The organism is Ginsengibacter hankyongi, from assembly GCF_008710285.1.
Taxonomy (GTDB): Bacteria; Bacteroidota; Bacteroidia; order Chitinophagales; family Chitinophagaceae; genus Ginsengibacter; species Ginsengibacter hankyongi.
In genome coordinates this window covers 1,582,812-1,604,348 of record NZ_VYQF01000001.1, presented here as the reverse complement: position 1 = coordinate 1,604,348, position 21,537 = coordinate 1,582,812, and the positions used below count along the sequence as shown (strand labels likewise).

The window sequence follows — 21,537 nt, the reverse complement described above, 5'->3', positions numbered from 1 at the left end:
GATGAGGGTTTCTTCTTCTAAAGAAAAAATTTTAAAAAAAATAAGAGAGGCACTGACTAACCCAGTGCCTTTACCTTTCCCAAAAAGCGAGGGAACAACTTCTGTTTTTCCACAACAAAAGGAAGATCTTGAAATAACGTTTGCAGAAGAGTTTACAAAGCTGTTGGGCAAGTTTGCTTTTTGCGTAAGCGAAGCTGACATGAAGCATCAGTTGCAAAAATTGCTTTCAGAAAAAAAATGGACAAATATTTTTTGCAAAGAAGATAGCTTGGTAAAAATACTTAATGACGGGAAGCTTCCTAAACTCAACCAATCAACATTGGCGGATTGCGATGTTTCCATTACAACATGCGAATACCTTATCGCACGTACCGGTTCAATAGTAATGACTTCGGCACAGCAAAGCGGCCGTACCGTTAGTGCGTATGCCCCCGTTCACATTTGCATTGCGTACATTAACCAGCTTGTTTACGATACACGGGATGCTCTTAAATTATTAAAAACAAAGTATGGTAATTCTTTCCCTTCTTTTATAACTTTTGCCGCAGGCCCGAGCCGCACGGCTGATATTGAAAAAACGCTTGTTGTTGGTGTTCATGGCCCTAAAGAAGTTTACCTATTTTTGATTGATGAGCAGGCAAAATAAATATTTGCAGATTCAAATTTTCGCATGACTGATTCGCTTAAAAAAATATATTTCCTTTCTGATTTTCACCTGGGTGCTCCCGACCATGCAAGTAGTTTGATTAGAGAAAAGCGAATCGTTCAATTCCTTGATGAAATAAAAAATGATGCTTCCCACATATTCATTCTTGGCGACCTGTTCGACTTTTGGTATGAATATAAAAGAGTAGTTCCAAAAGGATTCGTAAGAATTTTAGGGAAGCTGGCTGAACTTACAGACAGTGGCATCATTATTAAATTTTTTGTTGGCAATCATGACATGTGGATGAACGGATATTTTGAAGATGAGCTTGGCATAGAAGTTTTTCATGAACCACAGGAATTTGATTTTAATGGAAAAAAATTTTTAGTTGGGCACGGTGATGGGCTTGGACCCGGAGATCACCGATATAAATTCATGAAAAAAATTTTTAGAAATAAATTATCACAAAAACTTTTCGGTGCGTTACACCCCGCTACAGGCATTGGAGTTGCAGATTACATGAGCCGCAAAAGCAGGGCAGCAACCGGAAAAACTGATGAGCAATTTTTAGGAGAAGATAAAGAATGGCTCATTATATTCTGTAAAGAAATGCTTACAAAAAAGCATTATGATTTTTTTATTTTTGGCCACCGGCATTTTGCGCTTGATTATAAACTGAACGAAACAAGCAGGTATATAAATCTTGGCGATTGGATTAAATATAACAGCTATGCTGTGTTCGACGGAAACAATACTGAGTTGAAATATCATAAATTATGAACTATTTCTTACAAAAATATTTACGTTTTTTTATCCTCCCTTTATTTTCATTTACCACAATTACAGCCAGCGCACAGGATGATTCTCTTTTTCGCTTTTTAAAAAAAATCGAATACCCGATTGCTTCTTTTACCGTTGATAATCTTGGAGAACTTTATATTATTAATACCGATAACCAACTGAAAAAATACGATGAACAAGGCGATTCAATTGGCGTATTTAACCAGGTTACCAAATTTGGAAAACTTAGCTATGTAGAAGCCCAAAATCCATGGAAAGCAATTCTATTTTACAAAAATTATTCAACAATTGTTTTGCTTGATAAATACCTGAATGTGCTGTCCAGCATCAATCTTCGTAAGCAAAATATTTTCCAGGTAAACGCATTAACCACTTCTTACGATAATAACATCTGGCTGTATGATGAACAGGATAATAAATTAAAAAAGCTTGATGACAGCGGTAATAAACTTTTTGAAACAGTCGACTTCCGGTTGTTATTCGATTCAGTTCCCAGTCCTCAGAAAATTATTGACAGTAATGGCTTTGTTTATTTATACGACCCCGAAAAAGGCTTATACATTTTTGATTATTACGGAAGCTTTAAAAGTAAATTACCTTTTTTGCATTGGACAGATATAACGGTAATTGACAAACAAATTTATGGGTTCGATGAAGAAAATCTGTATCGTTATAGTCCGCCATTCCCTGATGCAAAAAAATATATTCTTTCTCCGGAACTGCAAAATAATAATTCAATAAAAGTAAGCAACCATAAGATTTACGTTCTCAAAAATCAGCAGCTCAGAATTTATTCCCTGCAATAGGTTGAGGACTTGTTTTAAATTGCATTATGAAATTTCTTGACCAGGTTTATTTTGATAATTCACTCCGCAGCTACATAATTGTTTGCCTCATTATACTTATTGCATTTGTATTAAAGAGAATAATTTCAAAGTATGCTGCTTCTTTGCTTTTTAAATTAGTGAAACAAAAGAATGCGGGAAGATTAGATAAGCTAAGATTTGACAGCCTCGTTATTGCACCAATTGAAAGACTGTTGTTTCTTCTTATAAGCATTGCCGCAATCGACCGCCTCAATTTTCCGCAGGCATTTCTGTTTTCTATTCACAAAGTTACCAGCCAGGATATTGTTGAAGGCATTGCTTCCGCGATTATTATAATAAGTTTCGTATCACTGATAATCCGCTTCATGGATTTTCTGGTTTTGCTAATAAAAAGCAAATCACTTACTGGAACTACGCCAGGAGAACATCAACTCCTGTTTTTCTTTAAAGACTTAATAAGAGTTGTAATAATAATTATCGGCTTTGTTTTTGTTCTTAAAGTTTCTTTTGGGTTAAACATTGGAAACCTGCTCACGGGATTAAGTATTGTAGGCGCTGCTCTTGCACTTTCGGCCAGGGAAAGTCTCGAAAATCTTATTGCTTCTTTTATCATTTTTTTTGATAAACCTTTTCAAGCCGGCGACCTGGTAAAAGTGAATAATTTTTCAGGAACGGTTGAGCGAATCGGGCTTAGAAGCACACGCTTACGCACTGTTGAAAAATCGATGGTTACTGTGCCCAATAAACAAATGGTAGATAGCATTCTTGACAACTGGAGTATGCGGGATTTGGTGAGAAACGAAATCAGGACTTATCTGTCACCGCACACCTCTTCGGACGAGCTTGAAAAAGTTATTACAGGCATCAAAGAAATTCTTTCATTGAAGAAAGAAAAAGTTGACTCGTATTCTGTCTATCTGCAGGAAATAAATAATGACAATGCAATAATTTTAATAATTTATTTTACAAAGTTTGCTTTGCCGGTTGATGATCTGAATCAGTTGAGACAGGATATAAATGTAGATATTAGAAAGCTCCATGAAAAACACGACATAAAACCTGCCGCTCCAACTTCGGTAAAAATTGTAAGCTAAATTTTTAAAACATTTATTGATTAATTATCGCGGCTAGTTCTGTATCCCAATGGCCTGTTTTTCCATATTCAACTAATCGTCCTATTTCTTTGCCGTCTTTCGTAACAACAATGGTGGGTGTTCTGGTTATATTCATCGCATGGGCCAGGTTTCCATTTACATTTTTTTTCCTGTCAACGGCGTAAACCGTTATGTGATCATCCGGAAACGCTGATGCTTCCTGCACTTTATAAAATTTAGGTAAAATAAAATGAGTGTCTTCGCACCAGGTGCCACCGAAAAAAAGAAAATATATTTTGTCTTTATTATTTCTAAATGCATTCACTAACGCTGTATCAGGGCGGGGATAAATTCTTTGGCTTTCTGTGTACCACTTGTTAAATGCAGTATCACCGGTTAAATCATTTTTACCAATGATACCCCTTAGCATTTTCGCATTATCTCCTGACGAATCTGCAAGTACAACATACTGTTGTTGTGCCTGAGCCTTAACCCCATGGACAAAATTTAAAGCAACTACAATAATAAAAGTTAGCAGTAAGTTCCTCATTAGCTTTATAAATTGTTTTTCAGTTCCAGTAAAAAAGATTTTATTTTTTGTAACGATCCAATCATTTCATGCTTCTCACCGGCTGCTTTATTATTTTTTAAAAATTCTTTAGCTCCGTTAATGGTATATTTTCTTTCGCGAAGCAAATGATAAATCATTTTAAGATTTTTTACATCTTCCGGCCTGAAAAAGCGGTCGCCTTTTTTATTTTTCTTTGGCTTTAAAATAGAAAATTCATTTTCCCAATATCTTATTAAAGAAGTATTTTCTTTAAACATTGCGGCTACGTCTCCAATAGAATAATATTGCTTTTTAAAAAGAATTTCATCTTCAGGAATTTCTATAAGATCAGCATCAATGCCCATGTCTTTTAAACTTTTTCTGCCTCTCTTTGACTTTTGCGGAACTAAAGTTTGTGGCACAATATTTTTATTCTCCTCCTCCTTTTTTTGAGAACCGTTTTCAAATTCAAATGTTATTTGTGACAGCGCCATTAGTCAAGACTTTTTGCACTTCCTGTAGAAGCTATTTTTAATATTCGGTCAAATTGCTCTGGTGTAAGATCGTTATAAAAAAAATAAACCGGGTCAACCTCCTGCCTGTTTATGTGAACTTCATAATGGCAATGCGGACCGGTACTTTTTCCTGTACTTCCTACCCATCCTATCACTTCGCCTCTTTCTACTTTTTCTCCAACTTTTACTTTCACTTTATACATGTGCCCGTATAAAGTTTCATAACCGTAACCATGATTTATTACCACATGATTACCAAAACCATCCCCCGTTTGCCCTGCAACTTTCACCGTTCCATTACCGGTGGCGTAAACAGGTGTGCCCTGTGGAGCAGTAAAATCAAGCCCTTTATGCATTTTTGGAGTTCCGTATACAGGGTCAATTCTCATGCCAAACCCCGATGCTATTCTATCTAAATCGCGGTTGCTTACCGGTTGAATTGCAGGAATAGAAGCCAGTTTTTGTCCCTGATTTTTGATAAGATTTTCTATCTCATTATAACTTGCAAACTGGTAATTAACCCTTGCGCTGATATTATTAAGCGTTTTTGCTAATTCACTTCCCAACTGCTCGTCATTTATCGCTTCTATTTTTTGAATTTCATTATTTTGCTCAGTTAGTTTTGCACGGGCGCTATCGGGTAACGGATTAGCCTCAAAGATTGACCTGTACACCTGGTTATCTCTTTTTTCAAGCGATGCCATTTGCTGTTGCAGCGTTTGTGCCTGCGATGCGAGCACCTCAAATTTTTTTTCCAGCTTTTCATATTTCCATTCGGCAAGCTTAGCTTGTGGCGAAGGAATAAAACGGAATGCAAGTACAACAAGAATAAAAGCAGTAACTATTGCCGCTGCAATAAAGCCAAAAAAACGTAGCAACTTTACCCGCAAAGGAGTCACGAGTTTTTCGTAGCGTAATGTATTTGTATTATAGTAGTACTTAATTTTTTTCATCTCTTATTAAAAACAGGAAAATATATTTACTGCAATCAATGTTTTATCTAATGGCACAAACGAAATACCTTTGCCATCTTAAATTTTATAACACGCAAAGGTAAGTTCATAATACCTACAAATTAATCTTAAAATTCACGAGAGCATGATGCAGAGCGCAGAAATACGACAACATTTTTTTGATTTTTTTAAATCGAAAGGACATACAATTGTCCCTTCTGCTCCCATTGTTATAAAAGACGATCCTACCTTATTATTTACCAATGCAGGAATGAATCAATTCAAAGATTATTTCCTGGGAAATAAAAAACCTTCTTACACAAGGGTTGCTGATACGCAAAAATGTTTACGCGTCAGCGGTAAACATAACGACCTGGAAGAAGTAGGTGTGGATACCTATCACCACACTATGTTTGAAATGCTGGGCAACTGGAGCTTTGGAAATTCAACCGAAAATCCTGCACCGTATTTTAAAGAAGAAGCGATTGCATGGGCCTGGGAATTACTTACTGAGGTTTATAAAATTGATAAACAGCGTTTATACGTTACCGTGTTTGAGGGTGATGCAAAAGAGGGTTTACCAAAAGATGAAGAAGCCATTTCTTTTTGGAAAAAGTGGATAGCTGAAGACCGGATCATCATGGGAAAGAAAAAAGATAATTTCTGGGAGATGGGCGATAGCGGGCCTTGCGGGCCATGTACAGAAATTCATATTGATTCAAGAACGGATGAAGAGAGAAAAAAAACAGACGGAAAATCTTTAGTAAATAATGACCACCCGCAGGTAATAGAAATTTGGAATGTGGTGTTCATTCAATACAACCGCAGGAAAGACGGAAGCCTTGAACCATTACCCGCAAAGCACGTAGATACCGGAATGGGTTTTGAAAGATTGGTAAGAGTTATACAAAATAAACAAAGCAATTACGATACGGATATTTTCTCGGGAACGATTGAAGCAATTGAACATATTACTAACAAACCTTACCAGTCTTATTTGCAGGAAGGGATCGCGTTTCGAGTTATTGCAGATCATATACGTGCTATTAGCTTTACCATCGCAGATGGGCAGTTGCCAAGCAATATAGGTGCCGGTTATGTAATTAGAAGAATTTTGAGAAGAGCAGTTCGTTATTATTATTCGTTTTTTTACTATAGGGAACCACTTTTGTATCAATTGGTCCCGGTGATAGCGAAAGAATTTAAAAATGTGTTTCCGGAACTTTTCAAGCAGCAAGATTTTGTTGCACGAGTAATTAAAGAAGAAGAAGATGCTTTTTTGAGAACGTTAGACAAAGGTCTTAAAAGGCTTGATGAACAATTCAAAAAAGAAAGAGATTCTTTGATTGTAAAAATTGAACAAGGCATAATAGAAAAAAGTAGCTCCTACAATATTATCCTCGATGGAAAATTATTATTTGAACTATTCGACACATATGGATTTCCTCTTGATCTAACAAAACTAATTGCTTCAGAAACAAAGTTTGGCGGTATCGGATTTTCAGTTGATGAAGTGGGTTTTAATACAGAAATGCTTCAACAAAAAACCCGTTCCCGTGCCGCATCTGTTGTTGATACAGAAGATTGGATAATCCTAAGCAATGCCGAAGGATCAAAATTTGTTGGCTATGATACTTATGAAACAAAAGGCAAAGTTTTAAAATACCGCAAAACAAAATCACAGGGAAAAGAATTGTATCAAATTGTTTTGGATAAAACTCCCTTCTATGCTGAAAGTGGCGGCCAGGTGGGCGATACAGGTGTATTAATTTTTGATGATGAAAAAATTCCGGTTGTAAATACAAAGAAAGAAAATGATCTCATCATTCACTTTACAAATGAGCTCCCGGCAAATATTGACACAAAAGTTATAGCAAAAATTGATGTCGATAAAAGAAAGAAAACTGCCGTTCACCACAGTGCTACACATTTAATGCATGCAGCTTTACGTAAAGTGTTAGGCAATCATGTTGCACAAAAAGGAAGTTTGGTTAATCATGAATATTTACGTTTTGATTTTTCTCATTTTGCAAAAGTTACGGATGAAGAAATACGAAAAGTTGAATCACTCGTTAATGAAAAAGTTCGTTTAAACGTCCCCGTTATTGTACAGCAGATGCCAAAACAGGAAGCATTAAAAACCGGCGCCATGGCTTTATTTGGCGAGAAATATGGCGATACTGTTCGCGTTGTAAAAATGGATGCTGATTATTCAATCGAACTTTGCGGTGGTACTCACGTTGGCAACACCGGTGAGTTAGGTTTCTTTAAAATTATTGCTGAAACTGCTGTTGGCGCTGGTATCCGCAGGATAGAAGCTTTAAGCGGCAAAGCAGCAGAAGATTATATTCAAAAGGAATTTACGGCAATGCATCACATTCGTGAAAGCCTTAAAAACCCAAAAGATATTAATAAAGCAGTTGAAAATTTTATCACAGAAAATAATGAATTAAAAAAACAATTGGAAAAGCTGGAAGCAAAACAATTGTCTTCAATAAAAAATGATTTGTTACAAAAGGTTGAAAAGATTAAGGATATAAATTTTATCGGGCAGTTGGTTGATGTTCCTAATGCTGATGCTTTAAAAAAGATTTGTTTCTCTTTAAAAACTGAATTAAAAAATTATGTAATTGTTTTGGCTGCAGTCATTGATGGCAAACCAAATGTTGCGGTAATGCTCGATGATACTGTAGCTGCTTCTAAAAATCTTGAAGCGCCAAAAATTATTAAAGAATATATTGCTCCATTAATTAAAGGTGGCGGCGGCGGCCAGAAAACGCTTGCTACTGCCGGCGGACAAGACGCATCGAAGCTTAATGATGTAATTGAAAAAGTAAAAAGCCTTCTTTAATTTTTACAAAGCTTGCTTATACATGCATGTAATTTTTGAAACCCCACGTTTATTCCTCAGGCGCTTTACTGAAGCAGATGCAAAGCTTATTTATAAATTAAACAGCGACCCGGAAATAGTAAAATATGTTCATGAACCTGTTCTTGAAAATGAGGAGCAGGCAAAAAAAATTCTCACAGACTTTATATTGCCTCAATACAAGTTAAACCTGGGAAGATGGGCAATACATACTAAAGCCGATTATGAATTTATTGGCTGGTGCGGTTTAAAATATATTAAGGAAACAGGTATAATTGACCTTGGATACCGCTTATTGAAAACCGCATGGGGAAAGGGTTATGCAACAGAAGCAGCACAATACACACTCATTTACGGCTTAAGAGATTTGAAGATTAAAGTAATAACCGGCATGGCTCATGTTGAGAACATTGCTTCTATAAAAGTGCTGGAAAAAATTGGGATGAAATTTACCAGGGATGAAATTATAGACGGGCAACCCGTAAAAGTTTATACACTTTCCCTGCCTGAAACCACAGACATTTGTTAAACAAAAGTAATTATTTGCGAAAGGTTTCGTAGTTCCGTAAAAGTCTTTACTTTTGTTCTACTAAACATTTCGTATTTAAAAACTTTTACAATGAAAAAGAATATTTTTTTGATGACTGCCTTAATAGTTGGAAGTGTCTTCACAACCCAATTGTGGGCCCAAAATCCGTCTCCTAAAGAGAAAAAAACTGAAGAAATCATTATCCGCAAAAATGGCGATAAGGATAACAAAATGACCATCCAGGTAGATGGCGATAGTATTACCGTAAACGGGAAACCCTTATCTGAGTATCATGATAGTGATGTAACTATCATGAAAAGAGATTTAAGGAATCGCAGATCAGAAAACTTTTTATATACCCCTGATAATAAGTCAATGAATTTTGATTTGTTTCAAAATGACGATGAGAGTTCATCTCCACATACTTTTTTAGGAGTGCTAACCGAAAAATCAGATGAAGGTGTAAAAATAAATGAAGTAGTTAAGGGAAGTGCTGCGGAAAAATCGGGTTTACTCAAAGGAGATATTATTACCAAACTGGGAGACAAAGAAACCAGCTCTCCTGAAGACTTAATGGATGCTGTAAAATCTCATAAAGCAGGCGATGAAGTGAAGGTTTATTATACAAGAGATAAGAGAAAGAAAGATGTAAAAGTAAAATTGGGAGAAACAAAAGGAAATAAAAAAATTTCTATTTATAAAAACTTTGGGCCAGGCATGGGGAACAACGATTTTAATTTCAAAATGCCGCCCATGCCGGGGATGAACAACAATAACTTTTTTAAATTCAGATATGATAACAAGCCTAAGCTGGGTTTGAAAATTGAAGACACAGAAAATAATAGCGGTGTAAAAATTCTAAACGTTGAAGAAGGTTCCCCCGCAGATAAAGCAGGCCTTAAAAAGGATGATATTATTACATCATTCAATGGTGAAAAAGTAAACAGCGTTGATGAAATAATGGACAAAGTGAATGATTCGGAAGAAAATCAAAATTTAACTATTAAGGCTATGCGCAATAATTCTGAGATGAACTTTGAAGTTAAAATTCCGAAGAAGCTTAATAGCGCTAATTTGTAAAACAATTAAATAATCCAATAACTTAAATATTCTCACGGGTTTTAGTTTTGATAAAACGGGCTGCCTTCGGGCAGCTTTTTGTTTTGTTTATATTTTCTTCTGCAAAAATGGAAATGTCTTTTCATACCTTCGCAGCCATGTCGTCTTTTGAAAAATATGAAGCAGTGATTGGGCTGGAGGTACATACGCAGTTGCTTACAAAAAGCAAATTGTTTTGTGGTGATAGTACCAGGTTTGGAAGTACCCCCAATACCAATATAAGCCCCGTTTCACTGGCACATCCTGGCACTTTACCGGTGATGAATAAAAAAGCTATTGATTATGCAATTAAACTGGGACTTGCTTTTAACTGCGAAATAGTCCGCAACAATTATTTTGCAAGAAAGAATTATTTCTATCCCGATCTTCCAAAAGGCTACCAGGTTTCGCAACATACAACTCCTATTTGCAAAAATGGATATGTTACAATTAATGTGGAAGGTGTTCAAAGAAATATATTATTAAACAGAATTCACCTCGAAGAAGATGCAGGAAAAAGCATTCATGATATAGATGAAAAATATACCTGTATTGATCTGAACCGGGCCGGTGTTCCATTACTTGAAATAGTTTCTGAGCCTGATATGCATACTGCTGAAGAGGCATTTGCGTATGTAACAGAGATAAGAAAGATTGTGCGCTACCTTCAAATATGCGATGGCAACATGGAAGAAGGAAGTATGCGTTGTGATGCGAATGTTTCTGTTAGATTAAAAGGTGAAAAAAAATTAGGCACCAAAGTAGAAGTTAAAAATCTTAACTCTATCAGAAATGTAAAGAGAGCCATTGATTATGAAATAAACAGGCTCATAGATTTAATAGAAACCGGGCAGGAGGTTATGCAGCAAACGAGGAGTTTTGACGCTTCAAACGGAACTACATTTTCATTAAGATCTAAAGAAGAGGCTAATGACTATCGTTATTTTCCCGAACCTGATCTTACACCATTTCTTATTACTGATGAAAAAATTACAACAATAAGAGAGTCTTTGCCCGATTTGCCGGCAGCGCTGGAAAAGAAGTTTATCAGCGAATATTCTTTACCGTTAGCAGATGCAAAAGTACTGAGCGACGATAGGGAAACCGCCACATTTTTTCAAAATATAATTAGCCACACAACAAATTACAAGGCGGCTGCCAATTGGGTTTTAGGCCCTGTTAAGTCTTATTTAAACGAAAGCGATACATCAATTGAAGATCTCCCGGTTAAACCCAAAAAATTTGCAAAGCTTATAGAAATAGTTGAAAAAGAAAGTGTGAGCTTTGGTATTGCTGCATCAAAGATTTTTCCCGTTTTATTGCAGTATCCAGCAAAAGAACCCATTGAAATTGCAGAAGAGCTAAATGTATTGCAGGAAAAAAATGATGACTCACTCAACACCTGGGTAGATGAAGTTTTATCCAAAATGCCGGATAAAGTTTTGGAGTATAAAAAAGGCAAAAAAAATTTAATAGGCTTATTTTCAGGTGAAATAAAAAAATTAAGCAAAGGCAAAGCCGATATGAAAGCCGTAAATCAAATTTTAAATCAAAAACTAAATCAATAATTTCAATCTCTATGAAAAGTATAATAATTCTCATAAGCTCGTTCCTTTTATTATCGTGTAGCAGTACCCAAAAGAAAGGGACGTTTACAGTAAATGGCGAGTTAAAAGGCGCTCCTGACCAAAAAGTTTACCTGGAACAAATTTCTTTCAATCAGCAGCCGCCGCAGGTTTTAGATACTGTTGAAATGAGCAAAGGAATTTTCAAAGTAAAAGCAACAGCACCTGAAGAGGGCCTTTACAGGCTTAGATTTGAAAAGACCGCGGGCTATATTTTTATTAATGATAAACCAGAAATCGATTTTAATGCTGATGTAAAAGACTCGACCTTACAATCTGCAAGATTCAATACGCCTGCTAACATTTCTCTTACAAAATTTCTCATTCTTTTAGATTCTGCACATACCGTTTTAATAGGAGAAGACCGCAACTTAAAAGAAATCGAGCAACAACATAATGATAGCCTCACAATGCAGGCGCAGAACTATTTTAATACAACTTACACATGGTATAAAAATTTTCTGTACCAATATATTGATACTACCAAAAGCCCGATCGTTGCAATGTTTGCATTGGGTTATTCCCAGGAAATTGGAATGGATAGTGTAAAAACGCTTATCACAGGGTTGCAAAAAAAATACCCCAATCAAACTGCAGTCGCTGAAATTGCAAAACAATTTCAGGAATATACTGCTTCGCAAAATCAGCCCCAAAGTCAATCGCAGTCAACTCAAATTGCAGAAGGGCAAACTGCGCCGGATTTTACCTTACCTGATGTTGACGGAAAGCCCTTCACCTTAAGTTCATTACGCGGTAAATATGTGTTGGTTGATTTCTGGGCAAGTTGGTGTGGCCCATGCAGGGAGGAAAATCCTAACGTGGTTGCCACTTATAAGCAGTTCAAAGATAAAAATTTTACTATCCTCGGTGTGTCGCTTGATAAGGATAAAAAAGAATGGCTGAAAGCAATTAAAGACGATGGACTGGTTTGGAAACAAATTAGCGATCTGAAATTCTGGAATAGTGAAGCAGCAGCACTGTATGGCGTAGAAGGCATCCCTTACAATGTATTAATTGATCCAAAAGGTAAAGTTATAGCAACATCATTACGTGGCCCTGATCTAATCAATAAGCTCAATGAAGTCTTGAAATAAATTTCCGAAGGAAATGAAGAAAGAAATTCTTAAATAATTCTAAGTGCTTTTGAAAAAGTGGTAACTACAAAAGGAAGCGCCATCCAAAAATATTCCCTTACAAAAACAAGCATCAATATTATTCCTATTACTGAAAGAAAAAAGTAAAGCCAGTAAGGAGCGGTGGATTGAGATTCATTCATCAGGTAAAAATTTATGCAAATATATAGGTTAATGACTTTTTAAGTAAAATTCCTTCTGAAATAATTATCATTCTGCTTTTCAATATCTAAAAATATAGCCCGACAAATTTTTCAAGCAAATTTTTTATAGATAATCAATTAGTTAGAAGGGTATGATAAAAAAATGTTGCCAAATAAGATTTTAATTAAGCTGTTTCACCCTACCTTTGCACTCCTTTAAAAAATTGCCGGGATAGCGGCAAATAAATAAAAATTAAAAATGAGCAAATTACATTTCACCACTAAACATGCGAACGAGGCTACCGTACAACGAAACTGGTACATTGTTGACGGCACTAATCAAACCGTTGGTCGCATGTGCGCTAAAATAGCGTCCGTTCTCCGTGGTAAGAACAAACCGTATTACACACCTCATGTTGATTGTGGGGACTTTATTATTGTTACCAATTGCAACAAAGTAAAATTTACCGGCAACAAGCTGGAAGATAAAATGTACATTAATTACAGCGGGTATCCCGGTGGTAAGAAAGAGGAAAGCGCTGGAGATCTTTTAAAGCGCAGACCGGATGCTATAATTGAAAGAGCTGTAAAGGGAATGTTGCCTAAAAATCGTCTTGGACGCAAAATGTACAAAAAATTATTTGTGTATGTTGGTTCAGATCATCCACATACTGCGCAAAACCCTAAACCTTTAACTTTCTAATTTAATATAATGGAAAAACAAAAAAATGCAGTAGGTCGTAGAAAAGAAGCAGTAACACGGGTGTTTCTTTCTAAAGGTGATGGAAACATCAGCATTAACGGCAAGGATTATAAAACTTATTTTCCTCTTGTTTATTTGCAGAACCAGGTAGAAGCTCCATTCAAAAGTATTGAAGCAGCCGATAAATTTGACGTTGTCGTAAATGCAACCGGCGGCGGTGTAAAGGGACAAGCTGAAGCGGTAAAACTAGGTATTGCGCGTGCCTTATTACAGGTAAACCCGGAGTATAGGCCCGCTTTAAAAGAAGCAGGTTTACTCACCAGGGATCCACGGTCTGTTGAGCGTAAAAAACCAGGTAAGAAAAAAGCAAGAAAAAGCTTCCAGTTCAGCAAAAGATAAGGAAACTGGTCTTATTTCTGAATACAAATGTTTCTTGCACAATTGTTACTATTTAATAAACAACTTAATAATAAATAAATGGAAAATAATACTTCTTTACAACAGCAGCTTTTAGAAGCAGGAGTTCACTTTGGTCATTTAAAAAAGAAGTGGAATCCTAAAATGTTACCTTACATTTTTGCTGAGAAAAAAGGTATTCATATTATAGATCTCAATAAAACTGTAGAAGGTATGCAGGAAGCTGCTGCCGCATTAAAGTCAATTGCCAAAAGCGGTAAAAAAATAATGTTTGTTGCTACCAAAAAACAAGCTAAGGAAATTGTTACTGAAGCAGCTAAAAGAGTTAATATGCCTTTTGTAACGGAGCGTTGGCTCGGTGGCATGCTTACAAACTTTAATACCGTTCGTAAAAGCGTAAAGAAAATGCAAAGCATTGAAAAGATGCTAAATGATGGCACACTCGACAGCATTACAAAGAAAGAGCGCCTTACGCTTACCCGCGATAAAGAAAAAATGGAAAAAGTATTGGGTGGTATTGCGCAGATCAGCCGTGTTCCCGCAGCTTTATTTCTTGTGGATATAGGTCATGAGCATATTGCACTTTCAGAAGCAAAAAGACTTAACATTACTACGTTTGGCATGGTTGATACCAATTGTGATCCAAATAAAGTGGAATTTGCCATTCCGGCAAATGACGATGCTACAAAATCAATTGCTATAGTTACGAATTATATTATTGCAGCAATAGCAGAAGGGCTTGCAGAAAGACAAGCTGAGAAAACCGAGGAAACAGATGAGAATGCTGATGATACAAACAGAGATGCTATAAAATTTGATTTGGGTACTGACGAGGAAAAAGAACGTCGCAGAGGTGGTGGACCCGCCGGTGGCAAAGGTCGTGGGCCAGCTGGCCCTCAAAAACGCCGTGTAGCAAGTGCTGGCCCTGGCGGTAACAGGCCTGGTGGACCCGGTGGGCGCAGGTAATTAATTTCAAAAACATTTTTGTTTTTCCAATATCATTTGATCAACCTTGGGATGATTAAATTTTATTATTATACTATTGAATACATAGTTCAAAAAAATATTTAATTAAATGAGTACAACAACGATAACAGCAGCAGACATAAATAAATTAAGACAGCAAACCGGTGCCGGAATGATGGATTGCCGAAAAGCATTAACAGAATCTGATGGCGATTTTGAAGCTGCAATAGATTATCTAAGAAAAAAAGGTCAAAAAGTAGCCGCGCTTCGTGGAGACAGGGAAGCTAAGGAAGGTGTTGTTATTGCACAAACTTCAAAAGACAATAAGACAGGATTTATTATTAACGTAAGCTGCGAAACAGATTTTGTAAGTAAAAATGCTGATTATATTCAATTTGCACAATCTATAATGGATGCGGCAGTTGCAAACGATGTAAAAAGCGTTGAAGAGCTTAACAAAGTCAAAATCGGTAACGAATCAATTGCAGATAAAATAGATGGACAAGTTGCAAAGATTGGTGAAAAAATAAGTGTTTCAAGGTTTGAAAGAGTTGAAGCGCCTTATGTGGCCGCATATATTCATGGCTCTTACAGGATGGGAGTTTTGGTTGGCCTAAGCAAAGAAGCTGAGGAAGCAGGTAAAGATGTTGCCATGCAAATTGCAGCTATGAACCCTATTGCCATTGACCAGGCTTCAGTGCCTGCTGAAACAATAGCCAGGGAAAAAGATATAGCAATTGAACAGGTAAAAGCTGAAGGAAAACCGGCCGAAATGGCTGAAAAAATTGCGATGGGTAAGATCAATAAATTTTTTAAAGAAAGTACTTTACTTGCGCAGGCTTTTGTAAAGGATAATAACAAATCTGTTGCGGACTACCTGAAAAGCGTAGACGCAGATTTAAAAGTGACAGAATTTAAAAGAGTGGCTTTAGGTTCTTAATCGCATTTATCAAAAGAGTTTCATTCCATAAAAAAGAGTTGTGCTTCGCAGCTCTTTTTTTATGGAATTGATTGTGCAAAATGAAAATGAAGTTCTTTCCTATAATAAATCCATTATCTTCGCCCCGCTAAACAAAAATTTCATTTCCGCACATGCTTCCCAGGTTTAAACGAATCCTTCTCAAACTTTCCGGCGAATCTTTAATGGGCGATAATAATTTCGGTCTTGATTCGCGGGTGATTTCACAATACGCCCAGGATATAAAGTTGATAACCGAATTAGGCGTACAGGTTGCTATTGTAATTGGTGGCGGAAATATTTACCGAGGCATGAACGAGGCTGAAACCGGCATTGAAAGGGCCCAGGGAGATTATATGGGAATGCTGGCGACCGTTATTAATGGCATGGCCCTACAAAGCGGCTTGGAAAGAATTGGTGTTTATACACGGCTACAGAGCGCCATTAAAATGGAACAAATTGCAGAACCATACATTCGCCGTCGGGCTATCAGGCATTTGGAAAAAGGCAGGGTTGTTATTTTTGGCGCTGGTACCGGAAATCCTTATTTCACTACGGATACTGCTGGCTCGCTAAGAGCCATTGAAATAAAAGCGGATGTTATCTTAAAAGGCACAAGGGTCGATGGTATTTATTCGGCAGATCCCGAAAAAGATAACCTAGCAAAAAAATTTGAAAGCATAACTTTTGCAGAATGCATTTCTAAGAATTTAAAGGTGATGGATATGACAGCTTTTACCCTTTGCATGGAAAATCAGTTGCCTATTATTGTTTTTGATATGAATACCCCCGGAACTTTACATCGCGTAGTTACGGGTGAAAAAGTTGGAACTTTGGTTTCTGGATAATATTTACTTAATTTACACTTCGTTTTTTTAACGGCTGACTTGACCAACCTGGAAATTCAGCAAACAATACCTATGAAGTCCTTCAGGATGTAATCCCCGGAATAATTATTGTTTTTATTACTGATTAAAAAGCATGCTTATGTGGGTATGGTGGATAATATCCTTTACTATTCTTATTGTGTGCAGCATATTTGCCTACCGTATGATCGTTAGCTCTTATGAGTTTTTGCCTGTTGATAAAAGATATTTTTTGGGGTTTTTCAAAAATCCTGCAGGCGCCGAAACAGGACCGCTTCAAAAGGAGTCTCTTAAAACATTAAAAAACAAAGTACAATCGGTAGAGGATAGTAATACATTTTATCAGATACAACTTTCAAAATTTCAACAACGTTTAAAAATTTTGGAGGATTTAAATACGCCAAAAAGCGCGGATGAAGCCATCTATCAGAAGAAAGCTAGGGTGGAAGAAGAAGACTGGAAAGAAATGTATTATGAAGAAAATGAGCAAAAAGAAAAACTTGAAAACGAACTTGATGTTACTAAACAGATGTTGGAACAGGCAGACAATAAACTTCAGGAATTTTCGGAGAATAATTTTCGTAGCACTCAACTTCAAAGTGAATATGAAAACAAATTATATGAAATCAATTCCCTTCAAAACGAGATAGAACTTTTGCAAAAACAACTGGTAGCTTCAACAGAACGTGAAAAAGAATTGGAGCAGCTATTACTTTCTGAAATAACCATCCGCGAAAAATATTCTATGCTGCAAAAAGAATATGTTCAATTGCAAAGTGATGCCGATGAACTGAGAAGAAGGATGCTTGAGCTTAATAAAAAAGATATGAATCTTGAAATGCGCCTTGCTCATCTTGGGGAGCTGGAAAGCAAACTTGCCATCTGCGAACAGGAAAAATCAAAATTAAAATCTTACCTTGAAAAGCGCCTTTTAGGATAAATGTTCCTTTTGATGAATAAGCAATGATCTGAATTGTTTTGTTTATCTAATTAACGAATTTGTTTGCAAAATCCCTCCCTTGTTTTATAATAAACAATTTTTTAATTTTCGGATCGACCTATGTTTCATGCCTTTAATATTCAGTTGGTAATTTAATTATCTCACTCTCTAAACTTACACTTATGAATTTTCAAACAATGAACAAGCAAAGAAAATTTGTTTTAATTGCCTCCGCAATTGGTGTCATTTCCATGTTTTTACCATGGGTTTCAATACCATTCTTAGGTAGCGTGAATGGTATGCATGGTAGTGGAATATTTATTTTTCTATGTTTTGTCGTGGCGGGCATTATTACCCTTTTAGGGGATCAAACTAAGAATTTTGACACCAGTATGTGGACCATTACTTTAGTTACAGGAGCAATACCTATACTGATTATTTTGTATTATTTGATTGATGCATCAGGCAATACTATTTTCGGATCCGTAATAGGTTTTGGCGTTTATATTGGTGGATTAGCAGCCATAGGCGTTTTAGCATCTGCTTATATTTTCCGGTCGCCAACAGATAATTTAAAAGACACTTTTAACACCATGAAGAAAAATATAGAAAGCAAAATTAATACTCACGACAATACAACTACCGGTTCCACTACACCCGATAATAGTAATAGTAGTCTTACCAACACAAACCCGCCGGCTTAAATTAAAATTGTTTCTTTATTTTTTTAAAGCACCTTTTTAGCAGGTGCTTTTTTTTCTTTTATACATCTCAGCGTTTTAATTCAATAGAATATAAGTTGTACGTTCGTTAATTTCGTGTATTGTTTTATCAAACCTATTTTAAAAAAAAATGCAAATAACTACAGACTTAGCAGGACTGAGAAAAGAATATCGTTTGCAATCTCTTCTCGAAAAAGACGTTGATGGCAACCCTATGAAGCAATTTGAAAAGTGGTGGCACGAAATAAACGAAAGCGCTATTGATGAAGCAAATGCCATGACGCTTGCTACGTGTACCCGTGACAGTAAGCCTACCGCACGGATAGTGTTATTGAAAGAGTTTAACAAAGATGGATTTGTATTTTTTTCAAATTATGAAAGTAACAAGGGCAGGCAACTTAACGCTAACCCTTTCGCATCTCTTGTGTTTTTTTGGAAAGAACTGGAAAGACAGGTGAGAATTGAAGGAACGGTTGAAAAAATAAGTGAAAAGGAAAGTGATGAATACTTTTCAAAACGCCCGCTTGAAAGTCGTATTGGGGCATGGAGCTCTCCGCAAAGCCAGGTAATAAAAAATCGCGAAGTACTCGAAAATAATTTTACCCGGTATTCTGAAAAATTCTCAGATAAGGAAATTAATCGGCCTCCTCATTGGGGAGGATATATTTTAAAACCTAACTTAATAGAGTTTTGGCAAGGCGGACCCGGCAGGCTTCACGATCGATTACGATATATTATCAATGAAAAAGATTCATGGATCATTGAAAGACTCGCTCCTTAAAGACTAAACTTAAGCTTCTTTTTTTGCCGCGCTTTTTTTAGCCGGTGCTACGGTTTTTGAAGGCCTGGATTTTCCAAAAGAGCCTTTAAATATTTTTCCTTTTTTTGTTTTTTTATCACCACGTCCCATGAAAGATTTTTTTATAGTTAAATATTATAGTTACAAATAGGTGCAGTTGTTTAACAACTACATAAAAAAAAGCAAGATACATAAATGCATCTTGCTTTGTAAAAATTTTACCAACAATCAGATTTTCGCTGATAATTCTTTTCCTGCCTTAAATTTAGCAACCTTCTTGGCTTTAATTTTAATAACAGCTCCTGTTTGAGGATTGCGACCATTGCGGGCAGCTCTTTTACTTACGGAAAAAGTACCGAAACCAACGAGGGTAACTTTGCCTCCGCCTTTTAAGGTTTTAGTAACAGCTTCTACAAAAGAATCTAAAGAAGCATTTGCTTGTGTCTTGGTAACTCCTGCATCATCGGCCATCTTGGCGATTAGTTCAGCTTTGTTCATAATATTTTTATTTGATTTTTTAACTGCAACAAATATATAAGGTTTTTCATTGCAACGAAATTTTTTACAATTTTTTTTTTAAACTTCTTTTGCTGAAATCCGCAATTGGCAAAGGTTTTACATCAAATCGCAAAAAGATCTTTACCAAAAAATTGATTTTTTATTAAAAGATAACGTCCGAAATTTTTCACTATTTTTTTCGGAAATCCTTTACAGTAAAGGGTTTTATAGAATAGTTGTATGTAGAGTGAACAATAATAAATTATACCAACAATTACTGCACAGTCTTTAGAAGCGTTCGAAATGCAATAAATTGATTTCCCCATTTTAAGAAAGCTTTCTCACGAAGAAGTGGCGCATAACCATGAATATATTCTTCGTAGTCTTTTTTTTCTAATGAAAAATATTGTATAACATAGGTCTTTCCTTCACTTTCATCCTGATCAAGCAATTTAAAAAAACGGTGATCATAAAAAAATCCTGTGGCAAGTATTTCAGGAATATGAATTTCTTTTTGCCAACGCAGCCATTCTTCTTCAATATTATTATCAACTTTTATGGTGATATTATATACAAACATATTCAGGGTTTAAGTTCGAGATACACCGGGCAGTGATCGCTGTGCTTTACCTCAGGAAAAATTTTTACATCTTTAATCATATCGCGAAGGCTTGTTGAAACATTGATATAGTCTATTCTCCAGCCCTTGTTTTCCAATCTTGTACTAGGCCGCATCACACTCCACCACGTATAGTGATCCGGCTCTTTATTAAGATGCCGGAAGCCATCAACAAAATCGTTATTCATAAATTTATCAAGCCACGCTCTTTCTTCAGGCAAAAATCCAGAGGTCTTTTTATTTGAAACAGGGTTATGAATATCTATATCCTTATGCGCAATATTATAATCTCCACACACAATTATTTTTGTTCGTGTTTTTCGAAGTTCATTCAGGTAATCAAGAAATTCATCGAGCCAAATGTATTTATAAGACTGACGCGGTTCACCAGTTGTGCCCGAAGGAAAGTATGCGTTAATTAAAGTAATATCGCCAAAGTCCGCCCTTAATACTCTTCCTTCAAAATCGCTTTGTTCCTTACCATGTCCATATTCCACGTTAGTAGGTTCTATTTTGGTTAAAATGCCCACACCACTATATCCTTTTTTCTGCGCCAGGAAAAAGTAAGGCCGGTAACCTGCAGATTCAATTGCAACGCGATCTATATCTGCTTCATGTGCTTTTACTTCCTGGATACAAACGATATCTGCAGGATCAGTTTTTAGCCAATCAATAAACCCCCTTTTTATTGCAGCTCTTATTCCATTTACGTTATAAGTAATGATTCGCATAAATAATCGTTTATAATATTTATAATTGTAAAATTAAACATCAATAATGGAAAACACAGATGATATTCAACAGGATTTAATTACGAATGACATTCACCCTTATTTTCAATATACGCAAGCCACGCAAGGGCAACGTTTCTTAAACTTTGTTATTGATAATCTTTTAATGCGTTTAACATTAACCTATGCATCAGGTTATGTAGTCGCCAGGATGTTGCTTTTTATAGCTCCTTCGTTTTTGTATTGGCTGGTTGATGACGATAGCAAAGTAGGTTTAATTGCATTATCCTATTTGATAATTATTGTAAACTATCTCGTGTATTATACACTGTGTGAAAAATTATTCAAAGGACAAACGCTTGGAAAACTTATAACCGGAACTATGGCTAGAAGAACCGACGGGGAGGAATTATCTTTCAAAGATGCGCTGCTAAGAAGCCTTTCCAGGTTGGTGCCACTTGAGATGTTTAGTGGGTTTGGTGTGCCATGGCACGATTCATGGACCCATACAATGGTTGTAAAAAAATAGTATCGT

Annotated in this window: 26 protein-coding genes; 18 read left to right on the top strand and 8 right to left on the bottom strand. The window is 36.1% G+C overall.

The features are described 5' to 3' along the window. Window position 1 precedes the first annotated feature (1 nt). The 4 genes from FW778_RS06700 to FW778_RS06685 are packed head-to-tail and all read left to right on the top strand — an operon-like array spanning window position 2 to window position 3,368. On the top strand, window positions 2-646 hold the full coding sequence (locus FW778_RS06700) for a LutC/YkgG family protein (RefSeq protein ID WP_150413823.1): 645 nt from the start codon (window positions 2-4) through the stop codon (window positions 644-646). A 24-nt stretch (window positions 647-670) separates the two neighbouring features. Further along, entirely contained in the window at window positions 671-1,426 is a 756-nt protein-coding gene (locus tag FW778_RS06695; RefSeq protein WP_150413822.1) for a UDP-2,3-diacylglucosamine diphosphatase, read from the top strand. After that, entirely contained in the window at window positions 1,423-2,253 is an 831-nt protein-coding gene (locus FW778_RS06690) for a hypothetical protein (protein ID WP_150413821.1), read from the top strand. The genes FW778_RS06695 and FW778_RS06690 overlap by 4 nt, the downstream gene beginning before the upstream one ends. Before the next feature lie 26 nt (window positions 2,254-2,279). Further along, window positions 2,280-3,368 carry a mechanosensitive ion channel family protein gene (locus FW778_RS06685; protein ID WP_150413820.1) on the top strand — a complete coding sequence of 363 codons (1,089 nt, stop codon included), beginning with the start codon at window positions 2,280-2,282 and terminating at the stop codon, window positions 3,366-3,368. Between the two features lie 13 nt (window positions 3,369-3,381). On the opposite strand, the gene FW778_RS06680 is transcribed toward FW778_RS06685, so the two are convergent. From FW778_RS06680 to FW778_RS06670, 3 genes are read right to left on the bottom strand one after another with little or no spacing between them, the layout of a single operon-like run. Then, entirely contained in the window at window positions 3,382-3,918 is a 537-nt protein-coding gene (locus tag FW778_RS06680; RefSeq protein WP_150413819.1) for a thioredoxin family protein, read from the bottom strand. Between the two features lie 5 nt (window positions 3,919-3,923). Next, window positions 3,924-4,412, bottom strand: coding sequence for a MerR family transcriptional regulator (locus tag FW778_RS06675; protein WP_202552095.1), 489 nt, complete (start codon window positions 4,410-4,412; stop codon window positions 3,924-3,926). Then, entirely contained in the window at window positions 4,412-5,386 is a 975-nt protein-coding gene (locus tag FW778_RS06670; protein ID WP_150413818.1) for a M23 family metallopeptidase, read from the bottom strand. The genes FW778_RS06675 and FW778_RS06670 overlap by 1 nt, the downstream gene beginning before the upstream one ends. Window positions 5,387-5,531: 145 nt before the next feature. On the opposite strand from FW778_RS06670, the gene alaS reads away from it, so the two are divergent. The 5 genes from alaS (at window position 5,532) to FW778_RS06645 (ending at window position 12,601) form a co-directional block, all read left to right on the top strand. Then, entirely contained in the window at window positions 5,532-8,237 is a 2,706-nt protein-coding gene (gene alaS / locus FW778_RS06665) for an alanine--tRNA ligase (protein WP_202552094.1), read from the top strand. A gap of 22 nt (window positions 8,238-8,259) precedes the next feature. Next, window positions 8,260-8,784: a GNAT family N-acetyltransferase gene (locus FW778_RS06660; RefSeq protein WP_150413817.1), complete on the top strand. Its 525-nt coding sequence runs from the start codon at window positions 8,260-8,262 to the stop codon at window positions 8,782-8,784. A 90-nt stretch (window positions 8,785-8,874) separates the two neighbouring features. Further along, window positions 8,875-9,864 carry a PDZ domain-containing protein gene (locus FW778_RS06655; protein WP_150413816.1) on the top strand — a complete coding sequence of 330 codons (990 nt, stop codon included), beginning with the start codon at window positions 8,875-8,877 and terminating at the stop codon, window positions 9,862-9,864. A gap of 113 nt (window positions 9,865-9,977) precedes the next feature. Further along, a complete protein-coding gene (gene gatB, locus FW778_RS06650; RefSeq protein WP_235906071.1) occupies window positions 9,978-11,450 on the top strand; it encodes an Asp-tRNA(Asn)/Glu-tRNA(Gln) amidotransferase subunit GatB in 1,473 nt (490 codons plus the stop codon). A gap of 11 nt (window positions 11,451-11,461) precedes the next feature. Beyond that, entirely contained in the window at window positions 11,462-12,601 is a 1,140-nt protein-coding gene (locus tag FW778_RS06645) for an AhpC/TSA family protein (RefSeq protein ID WP_150413815.1), read from the top strand. Between the two features lie 29 nt (window positions 12,602-12,630). Here the strand turns inward: FW778_RS06645 and FW778_RS23040 are convergent, their stop codons facing one another. Beyond that, entirely contained in the window at window positions 12,631-12,783 is a 153-nt protein-coding gene (locus FW778_RS23040) for a hypothetical protein (RefSeq protein WP_202552093.1), read from the bottom strand. Window positions 12,784-13,042: 259 nt separating this feature from the next. Between FW778_RS23040 and rplM the strand changes: the two genes are divergently transcribed. The 8 genes from rplM (at window position 13,043) to pdxH (ending at window position 19,136) form a co-directional block, all read left to right on the top strand. After that, window positions 13,043-13,486, top strand: coding sequence for a 50S ribosomal protein L13 (rplM, locus tag FW778_RS06640; RefSeq protein ID WP_150413814.1), 444 nt, complete (start codon window positions 13,043-13,045; stop codon window positions 13,484-13,486). A 9-nt stretch (window positions 13,487-13,495) separates the two neighbouring features. Beyond that, a complete protein-coding gene (gene rpsI, locus FW778_RS06635; RefSeq protein WP_150413813.1) occupies window positions 13,496-13,885 on the top strand; it encodes a 30S ribosomal protein S9 in 390 nt (129 codons plus the stop codon). A gap of 78 nt (window positions 13,886-13,963) precedes the next feature. Next, window positions 13,964-14,869 carry a 30S ribosomal protein S2 gene (rpsB, locus tag FW778_RS06630; protein WP_150413812.1) on the top strand — a complete coding sequence of 302 codons (906 nt, stop codon included), beginning with the start codon at window positions 13,964-13,966 and terminating at the stop codon, window positions 14,867-14,869. A gap of 109 nt (window positions 14,870-14,978) precedes the next feature. Next, on the top strand, window positions 14,979-15,809 hold the full coding sequence (gene tsf, locus FW778_RS06625) for a translation elongation factor Ts (RefSeq protein ID WP_150413811.1): 831 nt from the start codon (window positions 14,979-14,981) through the stop codon (window positions 15,807-15,809). A 152-nt stretch (window positions 15,810-15,961) separates the two neighbouring features. Further along, on the top strand, window positions 15,962-16,675 hold the full coding sequence (gene pyrH, locus FW778_RS06620; protein WP_150413810.1) for a UMP kinase: 714 nt from the start codon (window positions 15,962-15,964) through the stop codon (window positions 16,673-16,675). A 139-nt stretch (window positions 16,676-16,814) separates the two neighbouring features. Further along, window positions 16,815-17,633 (top strand): hypothetical protein, encoded by an 819-nt coding sequence (locus FW778_RS06615; RefSeq protein WP_150413809.1) that lies wholly within the window; start codon window positions 16,815-16,817, stop codon window positions 17,631-17,633. Between the two features lie 182 nt (window positions 17,634-17,815). Continuing rightward, entirely contained in the window at window positions 17,816-18,337 is a 522-nt protein-coding gene (locus FW778_RS06610; RefSeq protein WP_150413808.1) for a hypothetical protein, read from the top strand. Between the two features lie 148 nt (window positions 18,338-18,485). Further along, window positions 18,486-19,136: a pyridoxamine 5'-phosphate oxidase gene (gene pdxH, locus FW778_RS06605; protein WP_235906064.1), complete on the top strand. Its 651-nt coding sequence runs from the start codon at window positions 18,486-18,488 to the stop codon at window positions 19,134-19,136. A gap of 9 nt (window positions 19,137-19,145) precedes the next feature. Here the strand turns inward: pdxH and FW778_RS06600 are convergent, their stop codons facing one another. From FW778_RS06600 to FW778_RS06585, 4 genes are all read right to left on the bottom strand, one after another. Next, the gene (locus FW778_RS06600) at window positions 19,146-19,265 is read right to left on the bottom strand and encodes a 30S ribosomal protein THX (RefSeq protein ID WP_150413807.1); all 120 of its coding nucleotides are present in this window, start codon (window positions 19,263-19,265) and stop codon (window positions 19,146-19,148) included. Between the two features lie 117 nt (window positions 19,266-19,382). After that, window positions 19,383-19,688: an HU family DNA-binding protein gene (locus FW778_RS06595; RefSeq protein ID WP_262714408.1), complete on the bottom strand. Its 306-nt coding sequence runs from the start codon at window positions 19,686-19,688 to the stop codon at window positions 19,383-19,385. A 238-nt stretch (window positions 19,689-19,926) separates the two neighbouring features. Next, entirely contained in the window at window positions 19,927-20,232 is a 306-nt protein-coding gene (locus FW778_RS06590; RefSeq protein ID WP_150413805.1) for a DUF4286 family protein, read from the bottom strand. A gap of 2 nt (window positions 20,233-20,234) precedes the next feature. Then, on the bottom strand, window positions 20,235-21,002 hold the full coding sequence (locus tag FW778_RS06585) for an exodeoxyribonuclease III (protein ID WP_150413804.1): 768 nt from the start codon (window positions 21,000-21,002) through the stop codon (window positions 20,235-20,237). A 46-nt stretch (window positions 21,003-21,048) separates the two neighbouring features. On the opposite strand from FW778_RS06585, the gene FW778_RS06580 reads away from it, so the two are divergent. Next, window positions 21,049-21,531 carry an RDD family protein gene (locus FW778_RS06580; protein ID WP_150413803.1) on the top strand — a complete coding sequence of 161 codons (483 nt, stop codon included), beginning with the start codon at window positions 21,049-21,051 and terminating at the stop codon, window positions 21,529-21,531. Window positions 21,532-21,537 lie beyond the last annotated feature (6 nt).